The organism is Streptomyces sp. NBC_01210 (assembly GCF_036010325.1).
Classification (GTDB): Bacteria; Actinomycetota; Actinomycetes; order Streptomycetales; family Streptomycetaceae; genus Streptomyces.
Map to the genome: position 1 here is coordinate 6890389 of NZ_CP108549.1, position 25854 is coordinate 6916242.

The 25854-nt window shown below is 69.4% G+C and carries 21 protein-coding genes and 1 riboswitch; of the genes, 14 read left to right on the top strand and 7 right to left on the bottom strand.

Annotation, left to right across the window (positions count from 1 at the left end; all coding sequences use genetic code 11):
• Positions 1–186: 186 nt before the first annotated feature.
• Both OG735_RS31410 and OG735_RS31415 read left to right on the top strand, forming a co-directional pair.
• A complete protein-coding gene (locus OG735_RS31410) occupies positions 187–1743 on the top strand; it encodes an RNA polymerase sigma factor (protein WP_327326502.1) in 1557 nt (518 codons plus the stop codon).
• Positions 1744–1884: 141 nt separating this feature from the next.
• Positions 1885–2700: a serine protease gene (locus OG735_RS31415; protein WP_327326503.1), complete on the top strand. Its 816-nt coding sequence runs from the start codon at positions 1885–1887 to the stop codon at positions 2698–2700.
• Positions 2701–2831: 131 nt separating this feature from the next.
• Here OG735_RS31415 and OG735_RS31420 read toward each other — a convergent pair whose 3' ends face one another.
• Positions 2832–3062 carry a DUF7455 domain-containing protein gene (locus tag OG735_RS31420; protein ID WP_326653069.1) on the bottom strand — a complete coding sequence of 77 codons (231 nt, stop codon included), beginning with the start codon at positions 3060–3062 and terminating at the stop codon, positions 2832–2834.
• 434 nt (positions 3063–3496) lie between these two features.
• Here OG735_RS31420 and OG735_RS31425 point away from each other — a divergent pair, with 434 nt between their 5' ends.
• The 3 genes from OG735_RS31425 to OG735_RS31435 all read left to right on the top strand — a co-directional run bounded on the left by OG735_RS31425 (position 3497) and on the right by OG735_RS31435 (position 7912).
• Positions 3497–5614 carry a DNA gyrase/topoisomerase IV subunit B gene (locus OG735_RS31425; protein WP_327326504.1) on the top strand — a complete coding sequence of 706 codons (2118 nt, stop codon included), beginning with the start codon at positions 3497–3499 and terminating at the stop codon, positions 5612–5614.
• Positions 5615–5825: 211 nt separating this feature from the next.
• Positions 5826–6323 (top strand): DUF485 domain-containing protein, encoded by a 498-nt coding sequence (locus OG735_RS31430; protein WP_327326505.1) that lies wholly within the window; start codon positions 5826–5828, stop codon positions 6321–6323.
• Positions 6320–7912, top strand: a complete 1593-nt coding sequence (locus OG735_RS31435) for a solute symporter family protein (protein ID WP_327326506.1) — start codon at positions 6320–6322, stop codon at positions 7910–7912. Before OG735_RS31430 ends, OG735_RS31435 begins: the two co-directional genes overlap by 4 nt.
• Before the next feature lie 138 nt (positions 7913–8050).
• On the opposite strand, the gene OG735_RS31440 is transcribed toward OG735_RS31435, so the two are convergent.
• Together OG735_RS31440 and OG735_RS31445 are read right to left on the bottom strand one after the other, a co-directional pair.
• A complete protein-coding gene (locus OG735_RS31440; RefSeq protein ID WP_327328517.1) occupies positions 8051–8731 on the bottom strand; it encodes a DUF7342 family protein in 681 nt (226 codons plus the stop codon).
• Between the two features lie 49 nt (positions 8732–8780).
• Entirely contained in the window at positions 8781–10424 is a 1644-nt protein-coding gene (locus OG735_RS31445; RefSeq protein ID WP_327326507.1) for a sensor histidine kinase, read from the bottom strand.
• An 84-nt stretch (positions 10425–10508) separates the two neighbouring features.
• Here OG735_RS31445 and OG735_RS31450 point away from each other — a divergent pair, with 84 nt between their 5' ends.
• Positions 10509–10697, top strand: coding sequence for a hypothetical protein (locus OG735_RS31450; protein WP_327328652.1), 189 nt, complete (start codon positions 10509–10511; stop codon positions 10695–10697).
• Between the two features lie 69 nt (positions 10698–10766).
• Here OG735_RS31450 and OG735_RS31455 read toward each other — a convergent pair whose 3' ends face one another.
• Positions 10767–11003, bottom strand: coding sequence for a hypothetical protein (locus OG735_RS31455; protein ID WP_327326508.1), 237 nt, complete (start codon positions 11001–11003; stop codon positions 10767–10769).
• 70 nt (positions 11004–11073) lie between these two features.
• A complete protein-coding gene (locus OG735_RS31460) occupies positions 11074–11739 on the bottom strand; it encodes a DUF6082 family protein (RefSeq protein WP_327326509.1) in 666 nt (221 codons plus the stop codon).
• A gap of 250 nt (positions 11740–11989) precedes the next feature.
• Here OG735_RS31460 and OG735_RS31465 point away from each other — a divergent pair, with 250 nt between their 5' ends.
• Positions 11990–13084: a CobW family GTP-binding protein gene (locus OG735_RS31465; protein WP_327326510.1), complete on the top strand. Its 1095-nt coding sequence runs from the start codon at positions 11990–11992 to the stop codon at positions 13082–13084.
• Here the strand turns inward: OG735_RS31465 and OG735_RS31470 are convergent.
• Entirely contained in the window at positions 13081–15531 is a 2451-nt protein-coding gene (locus tag OG735_RS31470; RefSeq protein WP_327326511.1) for a DNA gyrase/topoisomerase IV subunit A, read from the bottom strand. The genes OG735_RS31465 and OG735_RS31470 overlap by 4 nt on opposite strands.
• Before the next feature lie 192 nt (positions 15532–15723).
• Between OG735_RS31470 and OG735_RS31475 the strand changes: the two genes are divergently transcribed.
• From OG735_RS31475 to OG735_RS31490, 4 genes are all read left to right on the top strand, one after another.
• Positions 15724–17097 carry a M16 family metallopeptidase gene (locus tag OG735_RS31475; RefSeq protein WP_327328518.1) on the top strand — a complete coding sequence of 458 codons (1374 nt, stop codon included), beginning with the start codon at positions 15724–15726 and terminating at the stop codon, positions 17095–17097.
• Positions 17094–18482 carry a M16 family metallopeptidase gene (locus tag OG735_RS31480; protein WP_327326512.1) on the top strand — a complete coding sequence of 463 codons (1389 nt, stop codon included), beginning with the start codon at positions 17094–17096 and terminating at the stop codon, positions 18480–18482. Before OG735_RS31475 ends, OG735_RS31480 begins: the two co-directional genes overlap by 4 nt.
• Positions 18483–18696: 214 nt before the next feature.
• A riboswitch (cyclic di-AMP (ydaO/yuaA leader) is annotated at positions 18697–18858 on the top strand.
• Positions 18859–18871: 13 nt separating this feature from the next.
• Entirely contained in the window at positions 18872–19630 is a 759-nt protein-coding gene (locus tag OG735_RS31485) for a M23 family metallopeptidase (protein ID WP_327326513.1), read from the top strand.
• A 212-nt stretch (positions 19631–19842) separates the two neighbouring features.
• On the top strand, positions 19843–20520 hold the full coding sequence (locus tag OG735_RS31490; protein ID WP_327326514.1) for a GntR family transcriptional regulator: 678 nt from the start codon (positions 19843–19845) through the stop codon (positions 20518–20520).
• 189 nt (positions 20521–20709) lie between these two features.
• Here OG735_RS31490 and OG735_RS31495 read toward each other — a convergent pair whose 3' ends face one another.
• Complete coding sequence (locus tag OG735_RS31495) at positions 20710–20991, bottom strand: HPr family phosphocarrier protein (protein WP_327326515.1); 282 nt, start codon at positions 20989–20991, stop codon at positions 20710–20712.
• A gap of 161 nt (positions 20992–21152) precedes the next feature.
• Here OG735_RS31495 and OG735_RS31500 point away from each other — a divergent pair, with 161 nt between their 5' ends.
• The 3 genes from OG735_RS31500 to OG735_RS31510 are packed head-to-tail and all read left to right on the top strand — an operon-like array spanning position 21153 to position 25850.
• Positions 21153–24038: a bifunctional acetate--CoA ligase family protein/GNAT family N-acetyltransferase gene (locus OG735_RS31500; protein WP_327326516.1), complete on the top strand. Its 2886-nt coding sequence runs from the start codon at positions 21153–21155 to the stop codon at positions 24036–24038.
• 37 nt (positions 24039–24075) lie between these two features.
• Positions 24076–24660, top strand: a complete 585-nt coding sequence (locus tag OG735_RS31505; protein WP_327326517.1) for a DUF5998 family protein — start codon at positions 24076–24078, stop codon at positions 24658–24660.
• Positions 24660–25850 carry an alkaline phosphatase family protein gene (locus OG735_RS31510; RefSeq protein ID WP_327326518.1) on the top strand — a complete coding sequence of 397 codons (1191 nt, stop codon included), beginning with the start codon at positions 24660–24662 and terminating at the stop codon, positions 25848–25850. Before OG735_RS31505 ends, OG735_RS31510 begins: the two co-directional genes overlap by 1 nt.
• Positions 25851–25854: the final 4 nt, after the last annotated feature.

The window sequence follows — 25854 nt, forward strand, 5'->3', positions numbered from 1 at the left end:
CCTCGAAACAACGCGATGACCTAAGAGGTGACAGCCGAGGAGGGAATACAGCAGCCATACACGGCGCTGTGCAGCTCCGAGGTTTCATCCCGCGCCACCGGCACATCCGCAGCCCGGTGGTCGTCGGCTCCGGCCCGATCATGGGTGGGGCCGGAAGCCGTTTTCCATCGTTCCGAGAGGTTGTTCGTGTCGGCCAGCACATCCCGTACGCTCCCGCCGGAGATCGCCGAGTCCGAGTCTGTGATGGCGCTCATCGAGCGGGGAAAGGCTGATGGGCAGATCGCCGGCGATGACGTGCGTCGGGCCTTCGAGGCTGACCAGATTCCGCCAACCCAGTGGAAGAATGTTCTGCGCAGCCTCAACCAGATCCTCGAGGAAGAGGGTGTGACGCTGATGGTCAGTGCCGCGGAGTCGCCGAAGCGCGCCCGCAAGAGCGTCGCAGCGAAGAGCCCGGCAAAGCGCACCGCCACCAAGACCGTCGCGGCCAAGACCGCCACGGCGAAGAGCGTCGCGGCCACCGCGGCGTCGACGGCCGAGACCGCCGACGCCCCGGCCGACGAGGCTTCGGCGACAGCGCCTGCCAAGAAGGCGGCCGCCAAGAAGACGGCGGCCAAGAAGGCGGTGGCGAAGAAGACCGCCGCCAAGAAGACCGTGGCCAAGAAGACCGCGGGCAAGAAGAACGCCGACGAGGCCGCCGAGGGCGAAGAGCTGCTCGATGAGGCCCAGCCCGGTGGAAAGGGCGAGGAGGAAGAGGCCGAGGGCGAGAACAAGGGCTTCGTCCTCTCCGACGATGACGAGGACGACGCGCCTGCCCAGCAGGTCGCCGTCGCCGGCGCCACCGCGGACCCTGTCAAGGACTACCTCAAGCAGATCGGCAAGGTCCCGCTCCTCAACGCCGAGCAGGAGGTCGAGCTCGCCAAGCGCATCGAGGCGGGGCTGTTCGCCGAGGACAAGCTGGCGAACTCCGACAAGCTCGCGCCGAAGCTCAAGCGCGAGCTGGAGATCATCGCCGAGGACGGCCGCCGAGCCAAGAACCACCTGCTCGAGGCCAACCTCCGACTGGTCGTCTCGCTCGCCAAGCGTTACACCGGTCGCGGCATGCTCTTCCTGGACCTGATCCAGGAGGGCAACCTCGGTCTGATCCGCGCGGTCGAGAAGTTCGACTACACCAAGGGCTACAAGTTCTCCACGTACGCCACCTGGTGGATCCGTCAGGCGATCACCCGAGCCATGGCCGACCAGGCCCGCACCATCCGTATCCCGGTGCACATGGTCGAGGTCATCAACAAGCTCGCGCGCGTGCAGCGCCAGATGCTCCAGGACCTGGGCCGCGAGCCCACCCCGGAGGAGCTGGCCAAGGAACTCGACATGACCCCCGAGAAGGTCATCGAGGTCCAGAAGTACGGCCGCGAGCCGATCTCGCTGCACACCCCGCTCGGTGAGGACGGCGACAGCGAGTTCGGTGACCTGATCGAGGACTCCGAGGCGGTCGTGCCGGCCGACGCGGTCAGCTTCACGCTTCTGCAGGAGCAGCTGCACTCGGTGCTCGACACCCTGTCCGAGCGTGAGGCGGGCGTCGTCTCCATGCGCTTCGGTCTCACGGACGGCCAGCCGAAGACCCTGGACGAGATCGGCAAGGTCTACGGCGTGACGCGTGAGCGCATCCGTCAGATCGAGTCCAAGACCATGTCGAAGCTGCGTCACCCGTCGCGTTCGCAGGTTCTGCGCGACTACCTCGACTAGGTCGTCACAGCAGTACGCGGTAGGTCGGCCGAGGGCCCGGATCCTGTTGGGGAACCGGGCCCTCGGCGTGTGCGCGGGTGCGGGCGGCGGCGCCCTGGCTGACTCTGAGTGGACGGAATTCACCCAGAGTCAGGAGGCCGTATGCGGCGACCCATCGTTCGAGCCCTGATCATGGCGTCGGCCCTGATTGCAGCGGCGGCCGTGGCGCCGTTCACTTCGCCCCCTCTCGCGGCCGCTGACAGCGTGGTCATCGGCGGCTATCCGGCAAAGGCTGCCGACAGCCCGTGGGTGGTGGCGCTGTCCAGCCGTGACCGGTTCGGCGGAACGCGAGCAGGTCAGTTCTGCGGCGGTGTGGTGGTGTCGCCGACGAAGGTCATGACGGCCGCCCACTGCCTGAGCCGGACCGTACTCGGCGTAGCTGTGCGCGACGTGCGTGACCTGGCGGTCCTCGCCGGGCGCACGCAGCTGCTCGGCGCGGGAGGCAGGGAGATCCGGGTGAGCGACGCCCGGGTCGCGCCGACGTACAACTCGCAGACGAACAGCCCGGACGTGGCGGTGCTGACGCTGGCCGAGGCGCTGCCCGCCTCCCAGGTGATCCCCCTGGCCGGCGTCGGCGACCCGGCGTACGAGCCGGGTACGAGTGCCACCGTGTACGGCTGGGGCGATACGACGGGGAACGCCAGCTACGCGTTCTCCTTGCGCGCCGCACGCGTGACGGTCCTGTCGGACGCTGTCTGTGGGCAGGCCTATCCAGGGGGCCTGGGCGGGAAGTATCTGAAGTCCACGATGCTCTGCGCCGGAGACCCGCAGGGCGGGCGCGACGCCTGTCAGGGGGACAGTGGAGGCCCGCTGGTGGCTCGCGGGCGGCTCATCGGACTGGTCTCCTGGGGCGGCGGCTGCGGCCGGGCCGACAGTCCCGGGGTGTACACGCGGATCTCGGCGGTGGGCCGTTCGTAGGCCGCCTTCCGTCGGGATCGCCGACGCCGCGGCAGTCACGCTATGAGAGCGGGCGGCCGCCCCTGGTATTCAGGGGCGGCCGCCCGTCAGCCGATCCTGGACCGGCCTTGGCTCGTCGTGGATGCGAGGTGTCAGTGTTCCTCTTCACCAACGCTGGCCGGCACGGCCGTCAGTCGGTCGGTCTCATCCTGTATTTCCGCGGCGATCTTCTTGAGTTCCGGCTCGAACTTGCGCCCGTGGTGGGCACAGAAGAGCAGTTCACCGCCGCTGCTCAGGACGACGCGCAGATAAGCCTGGGCGCCGCAGCGGTCGCAGCGGTCAGCGGCCGTCAGTGGGCTCGCGGGGGTCAGAACAGTAGTCACGTCGCCTCTTCTCTAGCTCGACGAGCTGTCGTACCAGGGTCAACATCCAACCAGGCCGAAAACGTTCCCGCTCGTGGCTTCTCCTGGAAACTTCTTTCCCAAGGTGGCTGTCTGCTGCCGGTTGGCGGCGAATGAGCCGTATTGCTTCGCTCTACGGATTTCGCGTTGCTTGTCTCTATCGGTCCTCCCGGCTGGGTTGCCGGTTGTTCATGAGGACGTGCCCGGAGCCTAAATGGTTCATGCCTGGAAGGGAACGTGATGTGCACGTCACTCCATCGAGGGATCGAACATGCATGCGAAGCTGGACTAGCATGAGAAATCAATAGGGTGGCGTTACATCGGCTCTACCAGGCCTCGGTACCCTCTGAGCGTCGACCGACGCCGGGCCCTTACCCCACTGGGCCACATCTCAAATTCAGCGAGGAGCGAACCGCGTGACCGCCGAAACGTCCGCGCCGTCCACAGCGCTGCTGACAGCAGACCGTGACGGTTCCAACTACACAGCGCGGCACCTGCTCGTACTCGAGGGGCTCGAGGCGGTCCGCAAGCGCCCGGGCATGTACATCGGGTCCACCGACAGCCGCGGCCTGATGCACTGCCTCTGGGAGATCATCGACAACTCCGTGGACGAAGCCCTCGGCGGCCACTGCGACCACATCGAGGTGATCCTTCACGAGGACGGATCCGTCGAGGTCAAGGACAACGGCCGAGGCATCCCTGTCGATATCGAGCCCAAGACCGGGCTCTCCGGTGTCGAGGTCGTGATGACCAAGCTGCACGCCGGCGGAAAGTTCGGCGGCGGCTCGTACGCCGCGTCGGGCGGACTGCACGGCGTGGGCGCCTCCGTCGTCAACGCCCTCTCCGCGCGCCTCGACGTCGAGGTCGACCGCGGGAGCGCGACCCACCTGATCAGCTTCCGCCGCGGTGTCCCCGGCATCTTCACCGAGTCGGGACCCGACGCGCCCTTCGACCCGGGGAACGGGCTGCTCAAGGGCAAGCGGGTGCCCAAGACCCGCACCGGCACGCGCGTACGGTACTGGGCCGACCGGCAGATCTTCCTCAAGGACGCCAAGCTCTCACTGGACAACCTCCACCAGCGCGCCCGCCAGACCGCCTTCCTGGTGCCCGGTCTGACGATCGTGGTCCGGGACGAGCGGGACCTGGAGGGTGCAGGCAAGAACGAGGAGATCTTCCGCTTCGACGGCGGCATCAGTGAGTTCTGCGAATACCTGGCCCAGGACAAGGCCGTCTGCGACGTGCAGCGCCTGACCGGGCAGGGCACCTTCAAGGAGACCGTCCCGGTCCTCGACGATCGCGGTCATATGACGCCCACCGAGGTCACCCGCGAGCTCGGCGTCGACATTGCCCTCCGCTGGGGCACGGGATACGACACCGCGGTCAAGTCCTTCGTCAACATCATCGCCACCCCCAAGGGCGGCACCCATGTGACCGGCTTCGAACGCTCCATCACCAAGACGATGAACGAGGTACTGCGCTCGGCCAAGCTGCTGCGCGTCGCCGAGGACGACATCGTCAAGGACGACGCCCTGGAGGGTCTCACCGCGGTCGTCACGGTCCGGCTGGCGGAGCCGCAGTTCGAGGGCCAGACCAAGGAGGTGCTGGGCACCTCGGCGGCCAACAGGATCGTCGCCAACGTCGTCGCCAAGGAGCTCAAGGCGTTTCTGACCTCCACCAAGCGCGACGACAAGGCGCAGGCCCGTGCGGTGATGGAGAAGGCCGTTGCCGCCGCCCGTACGCGCATCGCGGCCCGTCAGCACAAGGACGCGCAGCGCCGTAAGACCGCGCTGGAGACCTCCTCGCTGCCGGCCAAGCTCGCCGACTGCCGCAGCGACGACGTGGAGCGCAGCGAGCTCTTCATCGTCGAGGGGGACTCCGCACTCGGCACCGCCAAGCTCGCGCGGAACAGCGAGTTCCAGGCGCTTCTGCCGATCCGCGGCAAGATCCTGAACGTCCAGAAGGCGTCCGTCACGGACATGCTCAAGAACGCCGAGTGCGGCGCGATCATCCAGGTCATAGGAGCGGGGTCCGGGCGGACCTTCGACATCGACGCCGCCCGCTACGGCAAGATCGTCCTGCTGGTCGACGCCGACGTCGACGGCGCCCACATCCGCATCCTGCTGCTCACGCTCTTCCAGCGCTATATGCGGCCGATGGTGGAGGCGGGCCGGGTGTTCGCCGCCGTGCCGCCGCTGCACCGGATCGAGCTGGTCCAGCCCAAGAAGGGCCAGGACAAGTACGTGTACACGTACTCCGACAGCGAGCTGCGGCAGACGCTGCTGGAGTTCCAGCGCAAGGGGGTCCGTTTCAAGGACTCCATCCAGCGCTACAAGGGCCTCGGCGAGATGGACGCCGACCAGCTGGCGGAGACCACGATGGACCCGCGCCACCGCACGCTGCGCCGGATCAACATCGGCGACCTGGACTCCTCCGAGGAGGTCTTCGACCTGCTGATGGGCAATGAGGTCGCGCCCCGCAAGGAGTTCATCACCAGCTCGGCGGCGACGCTGGACCGCTCGCGGATCGACGCCTGACGGCGCCCCCGCCACCCAGGGGTGGAGCCGCAGGCTCCACTCCTGGTCCGATCCCGGTTCCGGCTCCTACCGCGTGGGACTCGCGCAGCCAACCGGGACAAGCATCACCTGATGGGGTGAAGACGGGCAGGAGAAGAGTCCGGGATCTTCCCGCTCTGTCCATCCTTGGGCATGCGAGCTGAAACGGTTCGCTGACAAGGAGAGCTGATCGGTGGAGAAGCAGGAAGGGCGGGACGCCGCTGCGGTGCGGCTCGACGACCCGTGGTACGACGCGCTGGCCTCCGGCTGGGGCGAGCTGGAAGGCACGGGCGCGCCCACGCCCGTCGTGCCGGACCCGCGCGCGAACCGGGGGAGTGCCGGACCGGGCGCGGCCGACATCTATCTGGAAGTGCAGCGCAGCGCCGCCTTCCAGGAGGTGCGCAGCCGCTACCGGAGGTTCGTCGGCCCCGCCGTTCTCGCCTTCCTCGTCTGGTACTTGGCGTATGTCGTCGCGGCCACCACCGCTCCCGGCCTGATGGCCCGGCCGGTGGCGGGAGCGGTGAATGTGGCGATGGTCGCGGGCCTCGGACAGTTCCTCACCACCTTCCTGCTGACCTGGGCGTACGCACGCCATGCCCGGCTGCGAAGGGACCGCGCGGCCCTGGATCTGCGCTGGACCGTGTATGACCAGACGAGGGCACAGGAGACGGCACGAGGGACCGAGCGTTGAGCGACGACCACCAGACCCTGGCGCTGCTGCTGTTCAGCGCGTTCATCGCGGTCACTCTCGGCATCACCAGCTGGGTGGGCCACAACAGGCGTGGCTCGGCAGAGGAGTTCTACGTCGGCGGGCGGCTCTTCTCCCCCATGGAGAACGGGTTCGCCATCGCCGGCGACTACATGTCCGCCGCATCCTTCCTCGGGATCTCCGGCCTCATCGCCCTGTTCGGCTACGACGGGATGCTCTATTCCGTGGGCTTCCTGGTCGCCTGGCTGGTGGTTCTGTTCCTCGTTGCCGAACTCGTGCGCAACTGCGGCCGGTTCACCCTCGCCGATGTCGTTGCCTCGAGGATGAGAGAGCGGCCCGTCCGTATCGCCGCGGGAACTTCTTCGGTCACCGTGTCCGTTCTCTATCTGGTGGCGCAGATGGTGGGAGCCGGGAGCCTGGTCGCGCTGCTGCTCGGCGGTACGAGCGAGGCCGCGCGCTCGTGGACCGTGATCGGCGTGGGTGCCCTGATGGTGATCTATGTGTCGTTGGGAGGGATGCGAGCCACCACCTGGATCCAGATCGTGAAGGCCGTGCTGCTGATGGCGGGCGCGATCGTGATGACCGTGCTCGTACTGACGCGCTTCCACGGCGACTTCAACCAACTGCTCAACACCGCAGCCGAACGCAGCGGCCACGGCAAGGACTTCCTCTCGCCCGGCCTCAAGTACGGCGGGGACTGGACCGCGCGCCTCGACTTCATCAGCCTCGGACTGGCGCTGGTTCTGGGCACGGCCGGCCTGCCGCACATCCTGTCCCGCTTCTACACCGTGCCGACCGCGCGGGCCGCCCGCCGCTCGGTCGTCTGGTCGATCGGTCTCATCGGCAGCTTCTATCTGATGACGATCGTGCTCGGCTTCGGTGCTGCCGCGGTGGTCGGCACCGACGAGGTGCGGAAGTCGAACGCCGCAGGGAACACCGCGGTTCCGCTGCTCGCGCTGGACCTCGGCGGAGGAGCGGGATCCACTGGTGGCACCGTTCTCTTCGCGGTGGTCGCGGCCGTGGCCTTCGCGACGATCCTTGCCGTCGTTGCCGGAATCACCCTCGCCTCCTCCGCCTCCGTCGCCCACGATCTGTACGCCTCGCTCCGCCGACGCCACGCCAGACAGCACAGTGAGGTAGCGGTCGCCCGTCTTGCCGCGGCCGGTATCGGCTTGGCTGCCATCGCGCTCGGCCTGCTCGCCCGGGACCTGAACGTCGCGTTCCTGGTGGGCCTGGCCTTCGCGGTCGCCGCCTCCGCCAATCTGCCCGTACTGCTCTACTCGCTGTTCTGGCGGAGCTTCACCACGCGTGGGGCGGTCTGGTCGGTGTACGGAGGGCTGGTCCCGGCCCTGCTCCTGGTGGTGCTTTCGCCGGTCGTCTCGGGCAGCCCAGAGGCGCTGTTCCCGGGCGTGGACTTTCATGTCTTCCCGCTGCAGAACCCCGGCCTGGTCTCCATCCCGCTGGGTTTCCTGGCGGGCTGGATCGGCACCGCCACCTCGGCGGAGCAGCCGGACGGGGCGAAGCACGCGGAGACGGAGGTGCGGGCGCTGACAGGTGCGGGAGCGGTGTGAGCCCGGGTACGCCTGGGGCCGTTTGTCCTCAATCGCCGGAAGGGCTTGAAGGTGGCCCGGACGGGCTTGAAGACGGCCGGGTGGGCTTGAAAGCTGGCCCGGACGGGCTTGATGTTGCGGGCCGCAGTGGTTCAAGAATCAGGCACGCGAGGACCACACGTAGCGGTGCTCCGGACGGCCGGTCTCGCCGTACTTGAGACTGAGCCGCACTCTGCTTGTCCGCTCCAGCAGCTTCAGATAGCGCTGCGCGGTCTGCCGGCTCACGCCCGCCCGTTCTGCGATCTCCTGGGTGGAGAGCGGCCCCTCGGCGGTCAGCAGCACCTGGCGTACCAGCTCGGCGGTGGTCGGCGAGTGGCCCTTGGGCAGGTCGGGCGCGACGGAACCGGCCGACAGGGCCCCGAACATACGGTCCACCTCCGCCTGTTCCGCCTCGCCACCGCCCTCCAGAGTGCGGCGCAGCATGGAGTACGCCTCCAACTTGGTGCGCAGACCCGCGAAGTTGAACGGTTTCACCAGGTACTGCAGCGCGCCATGGCGCATCGCCGCCTGGACGGTGGCGACATCACGCGCCGCTGTCACCATGATCACGTCGGTCTGGTGGCCGAGCCGACGCAGCTCCCGTACGACCGCAAGACCGTTCCCGTCCGGCAGATAGTGGTCGAGCAGGATCAGATCCACCGGCCTGTCGGCGATCCGGGCGAGCGCCTCGGCGGCCGAGTGCGCCGTCGCGGAGACCCGGAAGCCCGGCACTTTGGACACATAGGCCGCGTTGATCTCCGCGACCCGGACGTCGTCGTCCACCACCAATACGTCGATCAGGTCCTTGGCCGGCTGTTCGGCACGTCCCTCGGTCATCGCGCCCCCTCGGTCATCGCGCCCCCTCGGCGGTGGCCAGCCCCGGCTCGGTCAGCGCCTCCGGGAGTACGACGGTGAATTCGGCGCCCCCGCCCGCCGCGTCGCGTACTCGCGCGCTGCCGCCCTGCCGCTCCGCAAGCCTGCGCACCATCGCCAGCCCGAGACCGCGCTTGCCGTGGACCGGAAGTTCCTTGGTGGACCAGCCCTCAGTGAAGATCAACTCTTGCTGCTCGGGCGGGACTCCGGGACCGCTGTCCGCGATCCGCAGCACGGCCGTACGGCCCTCCGCACGAAGCTCGATCTCGATCCGCGGGTCGTCGGAGCCGCCGGCCGCGTCCAGAGCGTTGTCCACGAGATTGCCGACGACCGTCACCAGACCGCGCGGGTCCACCAGTCGGTCCGGCAGCAGCGTGCCGGGCGCGATACGCAGCGATACGCTCCGCTCCGCCGCCACCGTCGCCTTGCCCACCAGCAGCGCGCCGAGCAGCGGGTCGTGGATCTTTTCGGTGATCTGCTCCGCGGTGGCCCGGTGCACCCCGACCACCTCGGTGACGAACTCCACCGCGTCCTCGTGCATCTCTAGCTCGAGTAGCCCGAGCAGGGTGTGCATCCGGTTGGCGTGCTCATGGTCCTGCGCCCGCAGGGCGTCGATCAGGCCGCGGGTGGAGTCCAGCTCGCGGCCCAGCTGCTCCAGCTCGGTGCGGTCGCGCAGGGTGGCGACGGCGCCGCCGTCGTCGGTCGGCATCCGGTTGGCGATCAGCACCCGGCTGCCCCGCACGGTCAGCAGGTCCTCGCCGGTGACGCGGCCCGCCAGTACATCGGTGGTGCGGCCGTCGCCGAGGACCTCGTCGAGCGGCAGCCCCATCGCCTCGTCGCCCAGGCCGAGCAGCCGCTGTGCCTCGTCGTTCATCAGCCGGATCCTGCCCGTGGCGTCGAGCGCCACGACTCCTTCCCGGATGCCGTGGAGCATTGCCTCGCGCTCCGCCAGCAGAGCGGAGATATCGGAGAAGGCCAGGTCGTGGGTCTGCCGCTGGAGCCTGCGGGAGATCAGATAGGCGGCCAGGGCTCCGACAGCCAGGGCCCCGCCGGCATATGCGAGCAGTCCCGGGATCGCCGCCAGCAGCCTGGCGCGCACGCTGTCGTACTCGATACCGACCGATACCGCGCCGACGATCGTGCCGCTTCTGTCCCGCAGTGGCACCTTCCCACGGGCGGATCGGCCGAGCGTTCCGCTGTCGATCTCCAGCACCTCGTTGCCCGCGAGGGCGTCGCTGGGATCGGTGGAGACGACCCGGCCGATCTGCTCGGGGGCGGTGTGGGACCAGCGCACGCCACGCCTGTCCATGATCACGACATACTCGGCGCCGGTCGCCTGTCGTATCCGCTCGGCCTTGGCCTGAACCGGACCACCGGCCGTCGGCCGTGAGCCGAGCAGCTCGTCGGCGACTTCCGGGGAAGCGGTGGTCTGGGCGATGGCGAGCGCCCGGCGCATCGCCTGATCGTCGAGTTGTGCGCTGAGCGGGGCGAGGAAGAGGCCGGTGGCCAGCACAGTGACACCGGTGGCGATGGCCAGCTGCATCAGCAGGACCTGGGAGAAGACCCGCTGCGGCCAGCCGAACCGCCGGCGCCGGGCGGGAGCGGTCGGTACGGGACTCATGCCTAGGAACGGTAGAGGGCCGAACGTTCTTTCTGAAATCTCCAGGTCTCCGCGCCCGTCGGCCGACCCGCGGGATCTCTGTCCGTGACGGACCACGGTGCCGACGGGAGCGGCGCCGCGGACTCGACCGCCGCCTTCCAGCGGGCCGTCGACGCGGGCAAGGTGCAGGCCAAGGAGGCCGGCACCACGACGCGCCATCTGCGGCTCACGGTCACGGCCAACACCGGTTGGCCGGCGCCGCAGTTCAGTGAAGTGGAGGCCTGTCGCTCCTGACAGGCAGACCGTGAACGACAACGTGCTCGGCACCTGTGGGCGCCGAGCACGTGTGGGTCCCTGCGCCGATCAAGCGTCCGGGATGTCTGCCTTCGCTCTGATGAGCGTGTCGCGACTGATGATCACGATCCGCTCGTAGTCGGCGCGTCCTGCGTCGGAGGGGAGCTCATGGTCGAGCACCTCCGTGGCGTCTGTGCCGATGACGGCGAAGTTGCCGTCACTCAGCTCGAAGATGTCCGGGCATGTTTGTCCTGACATGCTTCCGCGCTGACGGGGAGATGCTCCGATCCGGCGCACGATCTTCAATTGGGGGATCCTCGGAGGGTGGTAGGGGTGCGATGAATCGCCGTTCTATGTCAAGATCACACACGCAGCGTCAGTCGGCCCACCAGCCACGGCCGTCATCCCCCTGACGGTTGATGAGGCGATCGACCAGCCGCCCCAGGTAGGCCTCCTGCGATTCGTAACTCACGCTGGCGCGATGGTCCCTTGTAGCAGCCCAGAACTCGCGGAAGATGGGGTTCCGGCAAATCACTCGAAGGTGTCCCCGGACGTCGTCCTCGCTTGCCGCCCCGATCCGGTAGGCGTGCAGAACGTGCTGGTACAGGGCATTGGCGTAGAGGAACTGGCGCTGCTTCACCGGCGATAACGCGGCGTCGTAGGTGTCCAGAACAGCAGCCAGGTCCGGATCGTCCATCGCCTTGCTCAGCAGCTCGAAATGGAGTCGCTGCTGGTTGGTGATGTCGGCGCGGCGCTGGAAACTGTTGGCCTGCTCCATGTGCTCGAGCTGGGTGCTCAGGTTGCTGTTCTGGCGGTGCATTTGCTGGTGCTGAATCACCAGGGCGACGATCACCGCGCCGAAGGCCAGACCGGAGAAAACCGCATTGGCGGCAGAGACGTCCGTGTCGGGCGCGAGTTCCTTCATCGTGGCGCTGATGGCGAGGCTGAGCGCAGCGACCAGTCCGATGACCGCCAATGCGCTCAGGAAGACAACCGCGACACCGGCGATGACACCCCGGTTGCCGTTCCCCTGTGTGCTCATGTCAACCCCCGATTCACAGGCGACCGACCGATGTGGAGGCCGGTGACTGCGTGTACCGACTCCCAGAGTGCCGAGCGGCTCTGATCGGCCGGGAGGCGGAGAAAACGGCGCACAGAGGGAACGCGGTGGCGTATATCCGTGGGCCGTGTCCCATGTGTGCCCGCTGCGCGCCGCTAACAACCGTTCACTTCGCGCCGCGCCCATATCCTGGGGAGCCCCCGCCGCAGTCGAGAATCCCCGAGGTGCCCCCTTGAGCAAGCCGCAGATCCCCGTCGTCGTCCTTGCGGGCTTTCTGGGATCCGGCAAGACCACCCTCCTCAACCACCTGCTCCGTCGCAACGGCGGCACCCGCATCGGTGTCGTCGTCAATGACTTCGGCTCCATCGAGATCGACGCCATGACCGTCGCAGGGCAGGTCGGCTCCACCGTGTCCCTCGGAAACGGCTGTCTGTGCTGTGCCGTCGACGCGAGTGAGCTGGACGACTATCTGGAGAAGCTCACCCGGCCCGCCGCGCGTATCGACGTCATCGTCATCGAGGCCAGTGGGCTTGCCGAGCCGCAGGAGCTCGTACGGATGCTGCTGGCCAGCGACAATCCGCGCATCGTGTACGGGGGACTGGTCGAGGTCGTAGACGCGGCCGAGTTCGACGCGACCCGGGCGCGGCACCCCGAGATCGACCGGCATCTCGCGATCGCGGATCTCGTCGTTCTGAACAAGGCGGACCGGGTGGAGCCGGACGCACTGGCACGAGTGCTCGGGACGCTCGTCGAGCTCGGTGCGGGCACGCCCGCGATCACTGTGGAACACGGGCGGGTCGACCCGCAGATGCTCTTCGACTCCGCGGCGCGGCAGGAGCGGCCGGAGAAGGTACGCCAGCTGTCCTTCGAGGACCTGTACGCGGACGAGTACGACCACGACCACGGCCATACGGACCATCTGCACGCCGCGTACGAGAGCCTCGCCTTCACGGCGGACGCGCCCATGCACCCGCGCCGGCTCATGGACTTCCTCGACTCCAGGCCCGAAGGGCTCTACCGGATCAAGGGATTCGTCGACTTCGGGACTGCCGACCCGGACAACCGGTACGCCGTCCATGCCGTCGGCCGGTTTCTGCGGTTCTACCCGTCACGCTGGGTGCCCGGCGAGGAGCGGCTGACGCAGCTCGTGCTGATCGGCTCGGGCGTCGACGCCGGGGCGCTGCGCAAGCAGCTGGAGTCCTGCGCGCAGTCCGGTCCGCAGGACGCCCCCGACGAGCGGAGCATATGGGGCGTCCTGCGGTACGTACCGGCCGAACCGGATGAGACAGCGGACCCGGCGGAGACCGCGCTCCAGCAGCTCGACTAGCTCAACGGGCCCGCCAACACCGCGACCGCCGACGTCACCGGCGTACCCGAGCCGTCCCGCCGCGGGTCCAGCTCCGGGAGCTCGGCTGGTGCGCCGTTCTTCTGCGCCGCACGGGCCGGTGCCGCGCCCGCCCAGGCCAGCACCAGCACATCCTCGCCCTTGAGGAAGCGCTGGCAGCGCACGCCGCCCGTGGCCCGCCCCTTGCGCGGGTACTGGTCGAAGGGGGTGAGCTTCCACGTCGTCACCGAGTCGTCCAGCGTGCCGTGCGAGCCCGCGATGGTGAAGATCACCGCGTCGCCGGCCGGGTCGACCGCCGTGAACGAGAGAACCTCGGCGCCGTCCGCCAGCTTGATGCCGGCCATGCCGCCGGCCGCCCGGCCCTGCGGCCGCACCTGCGAGGCCTGGTAGCGCAACAGCTGGGCGTCGGAGGTGATGAAGACCAGGTCCTCCTCGCCCGTACGCAGCTCGGTCCCGCCGACGATCCGGTCACCTTCCTTGAGGGTGATGACCTCCAACTCGTCCTTGTTCGCCGGGTAGTCGGGGACGACGCGCTTGACGACACCCTGCAGCGTGCCGAGCGCGAGGCCCGGCGAGGACTCGTCGAGCGTGGTGAGGCAGATGACCGTCTCGTCCTCCTCCAGCGACAGGAACTCCGAGACCGGCGCACCGCCCGACAGATTGGGCGAGGACACCGTGTCCGGAAGCTGCGGAAGGTCGATCACCGCGAGCCGCAGCAGCCGCCCGGCTGACGTCACAGCGCCCACATCGCCGCGCTGTGTCGCCGGCACCGCCGAAACGATCACATCGTGCTTGGTGCGCTTTCCGCCCTCGTGCGCCAGGGGTTCGCCATTGGCGGTGCGGGCCAGCAGGCCGGTCGAGGACAGCAGCACCCGGCACGGGTCGTCCGCGACCTCCAGCGCCACCGCGGCGAGCGGTGTACCTGCCGACTCCAGCAGCACCGTGCGCCGCGCGGTGCCGAACTTCTTCGCCACCGCGGCCAGTTCGGTCGAGACCAGCTTGCGCAGCTCGGTGTCCGAGTCGAGGATCCCGGTCAGCTCGTCGATCTCGCCGTTGAGCCGGTCTCGCTCGCTCTCCAGCTCGATCCGGTCGAACCTGGTCAGCCGGCGGAGCGGAGTGTCCAGAATGTACTGAGTCTGGATTTCGCTGAGCGAGAAGCGCTCGATCAGCCGCTCCTTGGCCTGCGCGGAATTGTCACTCGACCGGATGAGCCGGATGACCTCGTCGATGTCGAGAAGCGCGACAAGCAGGCCCTCGACCAGGTGCAACCGGTCGCGCCGCTTGGCCCGCCGGAACTCGCTGCGCCGCCGCACGACCTCGAAGCGGTGATCGAGATAGACCTCGAGCAGCTCCTTGAGCCCCAGGGTGAGCGGCTGCCCGTCCACCAGCGCCACATTGTTGATGCCGAAGGACTCCTCCATCGGCGTCAGCTTGTAGAGCTGCTCCAGCACGGCCTCGGGGATGAAGCCGTTCTTGACCTCGATGACCAGCCGCAGACCGTGCTGCCGGTCGGTGAGGTCCTTGACGTCCGCGATGCCCTGGAGCTTCTTCGCCGAGACCAGGTCCTTGATCTTCGCGATCACCTTCTCCGGGCCGACCGTGAAGGGCAGTTCGGTGATCACCAGGCCCTTGCGGCGCGCCGTGACGTCCTCCACGGAGGCCGTCGCGCGGATCTTGAAGGTGCCGCGGCCGGACTCGTACGCGTCCTTGATGCCGTTCAGGCCCACGATCCGGCCGCCGGTCGGCAGGTCGGGCCCGGGGACGAAGCGCATCAGCGTCTCGAGGTCCGCGCCCGGGTGCTTGATCAGATGCCGGGCGGCGGCGATGACCTCGCCCAGATTGTGCGGCGGCATGTTCGTCGCCATGCCGACGGCGATCCCGGACGAGCCGTTGACCAGCAGGTTCGGGTAGGCGGCGGGGAGCGCGACCGGCTCCCGCTCCTGGCCGTCGTAGTTCGACTGGAAGTCGACGGTGTCCTCGTCGATCGACTCCGTCATCAGGCTGGTGGCATCTGCCATCCGGCACTCGGTGTACCGCATGGCGGCCGGCGGGTCGTCGTTGCCGAGGGAGCCGAAGTTGCCGTGGCCGTCGACCAGCGGCAGGCGCATCGAGAACGGCTGCGCCATCCGCACGAGGGCGTCGTAGATCGACGCGTCGCCGTGCGGGTGCAGCTTACCCATGACCTCGCCGACCACACGGGCGCACTTCACATAGCCGCGGTCGGGGCGCAGGCCCATCTCGTTCATCTGGTAGACGATGCGGCGGTGCACCGGCTTCATACCGTCGCGGGCGTCCGGCAGGGCCCGGGAGTAGATCACCGAGTACGCGTACTCGAGGAAGGAGCCCTGCATTTCGTCGACGACGTCGATGTCGAGGATCTTCTCCTCGAAGTCGTCCGGCGGCGGGGTCTTCGTGCTGCGGCGGGCCATCGCGGCTGCGGCTCCTTCTCGCTCTTGTGCGGGGCAGTACTCAGGTTCTGACGCGGACCATTGTGGACCGAGCCTCTGACAACGCCGACCTCGACCCGTCGTTGGGCCGTTCTCGGCCGGGAACTTCGCCAGGTGTCAGATCGCTTGCATACAGTGGCAGGACTTCTCCATATCGCGATCGAAGGGACGTACATGCCCATGGGTCACACGGCCACAGCGCAGGCCGGTTCCGGCGGCCTGACAGCGACCGAGCACCGCCTGGCCAACGGCCTGCGCGTGGTGCTCTCCGAGGACCACCTGACCCCGGTCGCCGCGGTCTGCCTCTGGTACGACGTAGGTTCGCGCCACGAGGTCAAGGGCCGTACCGGCCTTGCTCACCTTTTCGAGCATCTGATGTTCCAGGGCTCGGGCCAGGTCAAGGGGAACGGCCACTTCGAGCTGGTTCAGGGAGCCGGCGGCTCGCTGAACGGCACCACCAGCTTCGAGCGCACCAACTACTTCGAGACGATGCCCACGCACCAGCTGGAGCTCGCCCTCTGGCTGGAAGCCGACCGCATGGGCTCGCTGCTCGCGGCTCTCGACGACGAGTCGATGGAGAATCAGCGTGACGTCGTCAAGAACGAGCGCCGCCAGCGGTACGACAATGTCCCGTACGGCACGGCCTTCGAGCGGCTGACGGCTCTGGCCTACCCGGAGGGCCACCCGTACCACCACACGCCGATCGGCTCGATGGCCGATCTGGATGCCGCGACCCTCGAGGACGCGCGCACGTTCTTCCGTACGTACTACGCGCCGAACAACGCCGTGCTGTCGGTCGTCGGCGACATCGACCCGGAGCAGACGCTCGCCTGGATCGAGACGTACTTCGGCTCCATCCCGTCCCACGAGGGCAAGCAGCCGCCGCGCGACGGCTCCCTCCCGGAGATCATCGGCGAGCAGCTGCGCGAGGAGATCGTCGAAGAGGTCCCGGCCCGGGCGCTGATGGCCGCCTACCGCCTGCCGCACGACGGCACGCGCGAGAGCGACGCCGCTGACCTGGCGCTCACCGTCCTCGGCGGCGGAGAGTCCTCGCGGCTGCACAACCGCCTTGTGCGCCGTGACCAGACGGCCGTCGCGGCCGGCTTCGGTCTGCTGCGGCTGGCCGGCGCCCCTTCGCTGGGCTGGCTGGACGTCAAGACCTCCGGCGGTGTCGAGGTGCCGCAGATCGAGGCCGCGGTCGACGAGGAGCTGGCGCGGTTCGCCGCGGAGGGTCCCACGCCCGAGGAGATGGAGCGGGCGCAGGCCCAGTTGGAGCGCGAGTGGCTGGACCGGCTCGGCACGGTCGCCGGCCGCGCCGACGAACTGTGTCGGTACGCCGTGCTGTTCGGCGACCCGCAGCTGGCGCTGACCGCCGTGCAGCGGGTGCTGGACGTCACCGCCGCAGAGGTGCAGGCAGTCGCCAAGGCCCGGCTGCGCCCGGACAACAGGGCGGTGCTGGTCTACGAGCCCCTCTCCGCGGACAACGGCGACAGCGACGGCGACAGCGACAGCGACGAGAACGACGAGCGCGAAGGAGCGGACCAGTGAGCGACGCTGCCGTGACCATGGAGTTCCACCCGCAGCCGAAGGCCGGCGCCGCCCGCCCCTGGGCGTTCCCGGCCCCCGAGCGCGGCACGCTGGACAACGGCCTCACCGTGCTGCGCTGCCATCGCCCGGGCCAGCAGGTGGTGGCCGTCGAAATCTGCCTCGACGCCCCGCTGGACGCCGAGCCGGAGGGCCTCGACGGCGTTGCCACGATCATGGCGCGCGCCTTGTCGGAAGGCACCGACAAGCACACCGCCGAGGAGTTCGCCGCCGAGCTGGAGCGCTGCGGTGCCACCCTCGACGCGCACGCCGACCACCCGGGTGTCCGCGTCTCCCTGGAGGTCCCGGTCTCCCGGCTGCCGAAGGCGCTCGGTCTGCTCGCCGAGGCGCTGCGCGCGCCGGCCTTCGCCGACAACGAGGTGGAGCGGCTGGTACGCAACCGGCTGGACGAGATCCCGCACGAGACGGCCAACCCGGCCCGCCGTGCGGCCAAGGAGCTCTCCAAGGAGCTCTTTCCGGCCTCCCTGCGTATGTCGCGCCCCCGCCAGGGTACGGAGGAGACGGTCGCCCGTATCGACTCCGCGGCCGTACGGGCTTTCTACGCGGCGCATGTCCGGCCCGCCACCGCCACCGCGGTGATCGTCGGCGACCTCACGGACGTCGATCTGGACGCCGTGCTCGCCGACTCACTCGGCACCTGGAAGGGCGACAGCGCCGCGCCCCGTCCCAAACCGCCGATCACCGCCGACGACACCGGCCGTGTGGTCATCGTGGACCGTCCCGGCGCCGTCCAGACGCAGCTGCTGATCGGCCGCATCGGCCCGGACCGCCACGACCGCGTATGGCCGGCCCAGGTGCTCGGTGCGTACTGCCTTGGCGGCACTCTCACCTCGCGCCTTGACCGCGTGCTGCGCGAGGAGAAGGGCTACACCTACGGCGTACGGGCCTTCGGCCAGGTGCTGCGCTCCGCTCCCGACGGGTCGGGCGCCTCGCTGCTCGCCATCAGCGGCTCCGTGGACACCCCGAACACCGGACCGGCGCTGGACGACCTCTGGAAGGTGCTGCGTACGCTCGCGGCCGAAGGTCTGACCGACGCCGAACGCGATGTCGCCGTGCAGAACCTGGTGGGTGTCGCCCCGCTGAAGTTCGAGACGGCCGCCTCCGTCGCGGGCACGCTCGCCGACCAGGTCGAGCAGTTCCTCCCGGACGACTACCAGGCGCAGTTGTACGTACGCCTGGCCGAGACCGGCACCGTCGAGGCGACGGCCGCGGCTGTCAGCGCCTTCCCGGTGGACCGTGTTGTCACGGTGCTCGTCGGTGACGCCTCGCAGATCGAGGAGCCGGTCAAGGCGCTCGGCATCGGCGAAGTGACGGTTGTCACAGGCTGATTGGGGATATCCGGCAGACAACTCAAAACGGACAAGCGGAACCCCGGCATCCCTTGTGGTGCCGGGGTTCCGCCTTATGCCCGTTTTGTTGGAGAGGTTGCCTGTCTGCCCTGTGGCGTGCGCTACAAAAGGGCCTGTCTGTTTGGCGATTGAAAGACGGCCCGCCTAGCGTCGGTCCGGCTGTCCGCCAGTAGCCCGCCGCATCCGCGGCATCGGACAGTCATCGCCGAGTCCCCGTCTGGCGCGAGCCTGGGGAGCCGGGGACCCACTCAGTCCCTGGGGTGAATCGGGCGCCTTCGCACCTGCGGAGGGGCCTGTAGGAGACCTTCCTGCTCCGAACCCGTCAGCTAACCCGGTAGGCGAGAAGGAAGGAAAGGATCAGCCACTTCATGGCGTTCACCCGTGCCACCGGGAAGCACCGTGCCCCGAGCCGAATGACGCGCAAGAGGGCGAACATCGCCGGCGTCGCGGCTCTCGCCACCACCGGCGTCATCGGAACCCTCGCTTCCCCGGCACTCGCCGCCGAGACCGGCGCGACCACCGTCGAGGACACCGGCCTGACCCAGATCGTGGCGGCCGACTCCCTCGCCGAGCAGATCGCCGACCAGGCCGCCGCGCAGAAGCACGAGGCCGCCGAGGCCAAGGCGAAGGCCGAGGCGAAGCGCAAGGCCGAGGCCCGGGCCAAGGAGGCCCGCCAGGCCAAGGAGCGCGCCGCCCGCGAGGCCGAGCGCAAGCGCCTCAACTCCTTCGTGGCGCCGATATCCCACTCGTACGTGTCGACGGGCTACAAGACCGGCGGCTCCATCTGGTCCTCCGGCAGCCACACCGGCATCGACTTTCACGCCGCGTCCGGCACCACCGTGCACGCGGTCGGCTCCGGCACCGTCGTCGAGGCCGGCTGGGGCGGCGCGTACGGCAACAACGTCGTGATCAAGATGAACGACGGCTCGTACACGCAGTACGGCCACCTCTCGTCCATCAGCGTCTCGGTAGGCCAGTCGGTGACTCCGGGCCAGCGGATCGGCCACTCCGGCTCGACCGGCAACACCACTGGTCCGCACCTCCACTTCGAGGCCCGCACCAGCCCCGAGTACGGCTCCGACATGGACCCGGTCGCGTACCTGCGCGCGCACGGCGTCAACGTCTGATCCGACGACGGGGCCGATGCCCGGTCCCGCTTGCTCCCCGAAGGCCCCGGCTCACCGCCGGGGCCTTCGGCGTTTGCCGCCCCACCGGAGTTCTGGCCAAAAGATATCCATGGATTCCGGTCTCCCATCGGAAAATCCCGCCCACTGCAATAGAGTCACCGAACAGACGTCAATCGGCTGCGTTTCGCGCGGATTAAAGCGGAGGTTCGGTCATGCGCATTCCCGCGCACTCGGTATGCACGGCGATCCGCGACGACATCGTCTCCGGTGTATTCGAGCGCGGCAGCCGGCTCACCGAGGAGCAGCTGGCACGCCGCTACGGCGTCTCCCGGGTCCCGGTGCGCGAGGCCCTGCGCACGCTGGAGTCCGAGGGCTTCGTCACCACCCGCCGCCACGCCGGCGCCTGTGTCGCCGAGCCCACCGAGCAGGAGGCCGCCGACCTTCTGGAGATCCGGATGCTGCTGGAGCCCATGGGTGCGGCGCGCGCCGCCCAGCGCCGCACCGAGGCACATCTCAAGGTGCTGCGTGGCCTGGTCAGACTGGGGCAGGAGCGGGCCCGCCGTGGTCAGGGCGAGGATCTGCGTTCACTGGGTGGCTGGTTCCACGAGACGCTCGCCCAGGCCTCCGGCAGTCCGGGGCTGATCGCTCTGCTCACCCAGCTGCGGCACAAGATCGCCTGGATGTACGCCGTCGAGCAGCCCGCCAAGCCCGTCGAGTCCTGGATCGAGCACGGCGCGATCGTGGACGCGGTGGCGCGCGGCGACGCGGAACGGGCGCGGGCGCTGACGGCCGTGCACACCGAACGGGCTGCCGCCGCCCACCGGCTGCGCCGCCCCGACCGGGTGAGGACTTCGCAACATGCCGTAAACATCGCAAGCGCCCGCCATTAACAGGTGCACCGTATACAAAGGGTAGATATTGGCGGGGCCTCTTTTCTGCTGCCCGTATTCAAAGCGCCGGGACCGAAAGTCGCGTCCGGGAAAGTCATGTCCAGAAAAGCTGCGTCCAGAAAAGACGAAGCCGCGATGTCCGAGAATTCGGGACACCGCGGCTTTGCGTGGGTAATGGGCCTGACCGGCTCAGACGGTCTCGGGAAGTTCTTCGAGACCCTCGGCGACGAGCCGGGCGAGACGGTCCAGCGCGGCGTCGGAGTCCTCCGCCTCGGAAGCGAGCACGATCTCCTCGCCGCCGTGCGCGCCCAGGCCGAGCACCGCGAGCATGGAGGCGGCGTTGACCGGGGTGCCGTCCGCCTTGGCGATCGTCACGGGGACGCCGGCGGCCGTGGCGGCACGGACGAAGATGGAAGCGGGGCGGGCGTGAAGGCCCTCGGCCCAGCCGACATTGACGCGGCGCTCAGCCATGGTGTTGCCCTTCAAGTCTCAGTGGTTGTCTAGACCAGTCTCTCATGTGTTTCTGCGTGCTCGCACCGGCCCCGGACCCGGGATCGGCCGCCGATAGTCAGTCTCAGACTGCCCCGCGGCAACCTCCTCCGCGACCCGTGGGTGAGCCGTACGCTTTCCCCATGCAGACCTCGTCGGATCAGGCCTACCCCGACCACTGGGAAGCAGACGTGGTGCTGCGCGACGGCGGCACCGCGCGCATCAGGCCCATCACCACCGAGGACGCCGACCGTCTGGTCAGCTTCTACGAGCAGGTCTCCGACGAGTCGAAGTACTACCGCTTCTTCGCGCCCTACCCCCGGCTCTCCGCCAAGGACGTCCACCGCTTCACCCATCACGACTATGTGGACCGGGTGGGTCTCGCGGTCACGGTGGGCGGCGAGTTCATCGCCACCGTCCGCTACGACCGGATCAACGCAGAGGGCCGGCCCGCGAGCGCCCCCGCCGACGAGGCCGAGGTCGCCTTCCTCGTCCAGGACGCCCACCAGGGTCGCGGCGTGGCCTCCGCCCTCCTCGAGCACATCGCCGCCGTGGCCCGCGAACGCGGTATCAGACGCTTCGCTGCCGAGGTGCTGCCCGCCAACAACAAAATGATCAAGGTGTTCCGGGATGCCGGCTACACCCAGAAGCGCAGCTTCGAGGACGGGTCCGTCCATCTCACCCTCGACCTCGAACCGACCGAGGAGTCCCTCGCCGTCCAGCGCGGCCGCGAGCAGCGCGCCGAGGCCCGCTCCGTGCAGCGCCTCCTCGCGCCCGGTTCGGTCGCCGTCATCGGCACCGGCCGCGTGCCCGGCGGCGTGGGCCGCACCGCCCTGCGCAACCTCCTCAGTGCCGGATACACGGGACGTACCTACGCCGTGAACCGCGCCTTTCCCGAGGGCCAGGCCGAGGTCGACGGCGTCCCGGCCCACCGCTCCGTGGGCGAGATCGGGGAGACCGTCGACCTGGCGGTCGTGGCCGTCCCGGCGGAGCGGGTGCCCGAAGTGGTCGCCGACTGCGGCGAGCACGGCGTCCAGGGACTGGTCGTGCTGACCGCCGGATACGCCGAGAGCGGGGCCGCAGGACGGGAGCGCCAGCGCGAACTGGTGCGGCAGGCCCGCTCGTACGGGATGCGCATCATCGGCCCGAACTCCTTCGGCATCATCAGCACCGCCGACACCGTCCGCCTCAATGCCTCGCTGGCCCCGGAGTCCCCGGCGCCCGGCCGTATCGGCTTGTTCACCCAGTCCGGCGCCATCGGCATAGCACTGCTCGCCGGCCTGCACCGGCGCGGCGCCGGGCTGTCCTCCTTCATCTCGTCGGGCAACCGCGCGGATGTGTCCGGCAACGACTTTCTGCAGTACTGGTACGAGGACCCGGACACCGATGTGGTCCTGCTGTACCTCGAATCGATCGGCAACCCGCGCAAGTTCACGCGCCTGGCCCGGCGAACGGCGGCGGTGAAACCGGTCGTCGTGGTGAAGGGCGCCCGGCACAGCGGCAGCGCGCCGCCCGGACACGCGGTGCCGGTCACCCGGATCCCCGACACCACGGTCGGGGCGCTGTTCCGCCAGGCCGGCGTGATCCGCGTCGACACCGTCACCGAACTCGTCGACGTGGGCCTGCTGCTGGCCGGCCAGCCGCTGCCCGCAGGACCGCGCGTGGCGATCCTCGGCAACTCCGAGTCCCTCGGCCTCCTCACGTACGACGCCTGCCTCGCCGACGGCCTCCGTCCCCTCCGGCCGCGCGACCTCACGACGGCCGCCACGCCCGCGGACTTCCGCGCCGCCCTCGCCGAGGCCCTGGTGGACGACGCCTGCGACGCGGTGGTGGTGACGGCGATCCCGTGGGTAGGGGAGAACGGCGTCACGGAGTCGGGCGACGGCGAGGTCCTGGCAGCAGCGCTGCGCGACGCGGTCACCACGGCCCCGGCCAAACCGGTCGCGGTGGTCCATGTGGAGATCGGGGGTCTGGCGGAGGCGCTGGCGGCGGCGACGAGTACGCGTACGGTCCCGGCCCCCGCGACCGAAGACGGGAACCCGGGCCCCGGCCACGAGGCGCCGCGGGCCGTCCGCACCCGACCACCCGCCCCGAGCTCGTCCGCCGTCTCCGCGGCCGTCCGTTACGCCGCCCCGGCCCCCGCGACCGCCCCGCACGCCTCCCGTATCCCCGCCTACCCCGCCGCCGAGCGGGCCGTCCGAGCCCTTTCCGAGGCGGTCAAATACGCCCAGTGGCGCCGGCAGGCCGCCGAGCCCGGCAGGGTGCCGCAGTACGAGGACATCGACGAGGCCGGCGCGGCCGCGCAGATCGACGCACTGCTCGGCGGGCTCACCGACCCTCGCGGCAGCACCCTCGGGCCCGCTGCCGCCCACGAGCTCCTCGGCCGGTACGGCATCCCCGTACGGCCGACCCTCCCCGCGCCCGGTCCCGACGCCGCCGTGGCCGCCGCCGGCCGCCTCGGCTACCCCGTCGCCCTCAAGACCACCGCCCCCCACCTCCGCCACCGCGCCGACCTCGGCGGCGTACGGCTGGATCTGGCCAACGAGGCGCAACTGCGGCAGGCGTACCGCGAATTGACCGACACCCTCGGCAAGCCCGAGGAGCTCCAGCCCGTCGTTCAGGCGATGGCCCCGCGCGGAGTTGACTCGGTCGTACGCGCCGCCATCGACCCAGCCGTCGGCGCCGTGCTCTCCTTCGGGCTGGCCGGAGCCGCCTCCGAGCTGCTCGGTGACACCGCCCACCGGCTCGTGCCCGCCACCGACCGGGACGCCGCGGAGTTGATCAGGACCATCCGGACGGCCCCGCTCCTCTTCGGCTGGCGGGGCTCCGCGCCCGTCGACACCCCGGCCCTCGAAGAGCTGCTGCTCCGGGTGTCACGACTGGTCGACGATCACCCGGAAGTGGTCGGAATCAGCCTCGAACCGGTCGTTGTCGCTCAGCATGGCCTCTCTGTGCTCGGCGCGTCCGTACGGCTCGCGCCGTCGCCCGCCCGCACCGACCTGGGCCCCCGCCGACTCCCCAGCTACTGAGCGCTCACCACGCCCCGAGCCCCGTAGGATGGACCGCATGGCGAAGACCGGTACGACGACCCAGGGGCTGCGCGCGGCGATCGAGCGCAGCGGCTACTACCCGGCCCTCGTGGCCGAGGCGGTGGAGGCCGCTGTCGGTGGCGAGCAGATCGCTTCGTACCTGGTGCACCAGGAAACCACCTTCGACGCCAACGAGGTGCGCCGCCATGTCACCGTCCTCGTCCTGACGGCCAACCGCTTCATCGTCAGCCACACCGACGAGCAGGCCGCCGACTCCAGCTCCCCGACCCCCTACGCCACCACCTCGACCGAATCGGTCAAGCTCGGCCGGATCTCGTCGGTCGTGGTGAGCCGCGTCGTCGCGAACCCGGAGTCGTACACCCCCGGCACCCTGCCCCGCGAGGTCGTCCTCACCATCGGCTGGGGCGCCGTTTCCCGTATCGACCTGGAGCCCGCCGCCTGCGGCGACCCCAACTGCGAGGCGGACCACGGCTACACCGGCAACTCCACCGCGGACGACCTGAGCCTGCGCGTCAGCGAGGCCGGTGACGGCCCGGACGCGGTCCGGCAGACGCTTGCCTTCGCGCAGGCGCTCTCCGAAGCCACGGCAGCCACGCGCTGATGGCTCAGCCCGCAGTCTGGCCGGACCCCGTTCCGCTCGCCCTCGACACCGCACCCGTCCCCGAGTACGGCACTGGATCGCTCGCCGATCTGCTCCCGACGCTCGCCGCGGGCCAGGGCGTACCGGGCCTGGCGCAGAGCATCCCCGAGCTGACCCCCGCCGACCGGAACTGCGTCTTCCTGATCGACGGCCTCGGCTGGGAGCAGATCAAGAACCACCCTGACGAGGCCCCATATCTCACCTCGCTGCTCGCCACCTCGCGCGGCGGCACGGGACTGCCCATAACCGCTGGTTTCCCCGCCACCACAGCCACCTCGCTGGCCTCCGTCGGGACCGGCCTGCCACCCGGCGCACACGGCCTGCCCGGCTACACCGCGCGCAATCCGGAGACCGGCGAGCTGATGAACCAGCTGCGCTGGAAGCCCTGGACAGCCCCGCACGTCTGGCAGCCGTACCCCACGGTCTTCCAGCTCGCCGACGCCGCGGGTGTGCACACCGCACAGGTGACATCGCCGACCTTCCAGCACACCCCGCTCACCAAGATCGCACTCAGCGGCGGCAGCTTCCTCGGCCGGCTCTCCGGTGAGGAGCGGATGGACCTGGCGGCCGAGCAACTGGCCCTGGGGGACCGGTCGCTGGTCTACACGTACTACAGCGATGTGGACGGCAAGGGCCACCGCTTCGGCGTGGACTCCGACGCCTGGCGCGGCCAACTGATGTACGTCGACCGGATGGTGCAGCGCCTCGCCGAGCAACTTCCGCCGCGCGCCGCCCTGTACGTCACCGCCGACCACGGCATGATCGACATCCCCTTCGACGAACAGTCGCGCATCGACTTCGACGAGGACTGGGAACTGCGCGCCGGGGTTGCCCTGCTGGGCGGCGAGGGCCGCGCCCGCCATGTCTACGCCGTGCCGGGTGCCGAGTCCGATGTGCTCACGGTCTGGCGCGAGGTGCTCGGCGAGCAGTTCTGGGTGGCGAGCCGGGACGAGGCGATCGCCGCGGGATGGTTCGGCGACCGGGTGGACGAGCGGGTGTACGCACGGATCGGTGATGTCGTCGCCGCGGCCTGCGACGATGTGGTGATCACCGCCTCCGTCAATGAGCCGCACGAGTCGGCGATGGTCGGGATGCACGGCTCCATGACCCCCGCCGAGCAGCTCGTCCCGCTCTTCGAAGTACGCTCGTAGCCGC

Coding starts and splice junctions, on each gene's coding strand:
- OG735_RS31510 (WP_327326518.1), top strand. CDS start 24,660: ATGGCTCAGCCCGCAGTCTGGCCGGACCCCGTTCCGCTCGCCCTCGAC.
- OG735_RS31475 (WP_327328518.1), top strand. CDS start 15,724: ATGCCCATGGGTCACACGGCCACAGCGCAGGCCGGTTCCGGCGGCCTG.
- OG735_RS31460 (WP_327326509.1), bottom strand. CDS start 11,739: ATGAGCACACAGGGGAACGGCAACCGGGGTGTCATCGCCGGTGTCGCG.
- OG735_RS31470 (WP_327326511.1), bottom strand. CDS start 15,531: ATGGCCCGCCGCAGCACGAAGACCCCGCCGCCGGACGACTTCGAGGAG.
- OG735_RS31500 (WP_327326516.1), top strand. CDS start 21,153: ATGCAGACCTCGTCGGATCAGGCCTACCCCGACCACTGGGAAGCAGAC.
- OG735_RS31490 (WP_327326514.1), top strand. CDS start 19,843: ATGCGCATTCCCGCGCACTCGGTATGCACGGCGATCCGCGACGACATC.
- OG735_RS31445 (WP_327326507.1), bottom strand. CDS start 10,424: ATGAGTCCCGTACCGACCGCTCCCGCCCGGCGCCGGCGGTTCGGCTGG.
- OG735_RS31415 (WP_327326503.1), top strand. CDS start 1,885: ATGCGGCGACCCATCGTTCGAGCCCTGATCATGGCGTCGGCCCTGATT.
- OG735_RS31495 (WP_327326515.1), bottom strand. CDS start 20,991: ATGGCTGAGCGCCGCGTCAATGTCGGCTGGGCCGAGGGCCTTCACGCC.
- OG735_RS31505 (WP_327326517.1), top strand. CDS start 24,076: ATGGCGAAGACCGGTACGACGACCCAGGGGCTGCGCGCGGCGATCGAG.
- OG735_RS31485 (WP_327326513.1), top strand. CDS start 18,872: ATGGCGTTCACCCGTGCCACCGGGAAGCACCGTGCCCCGAGCCGAATG.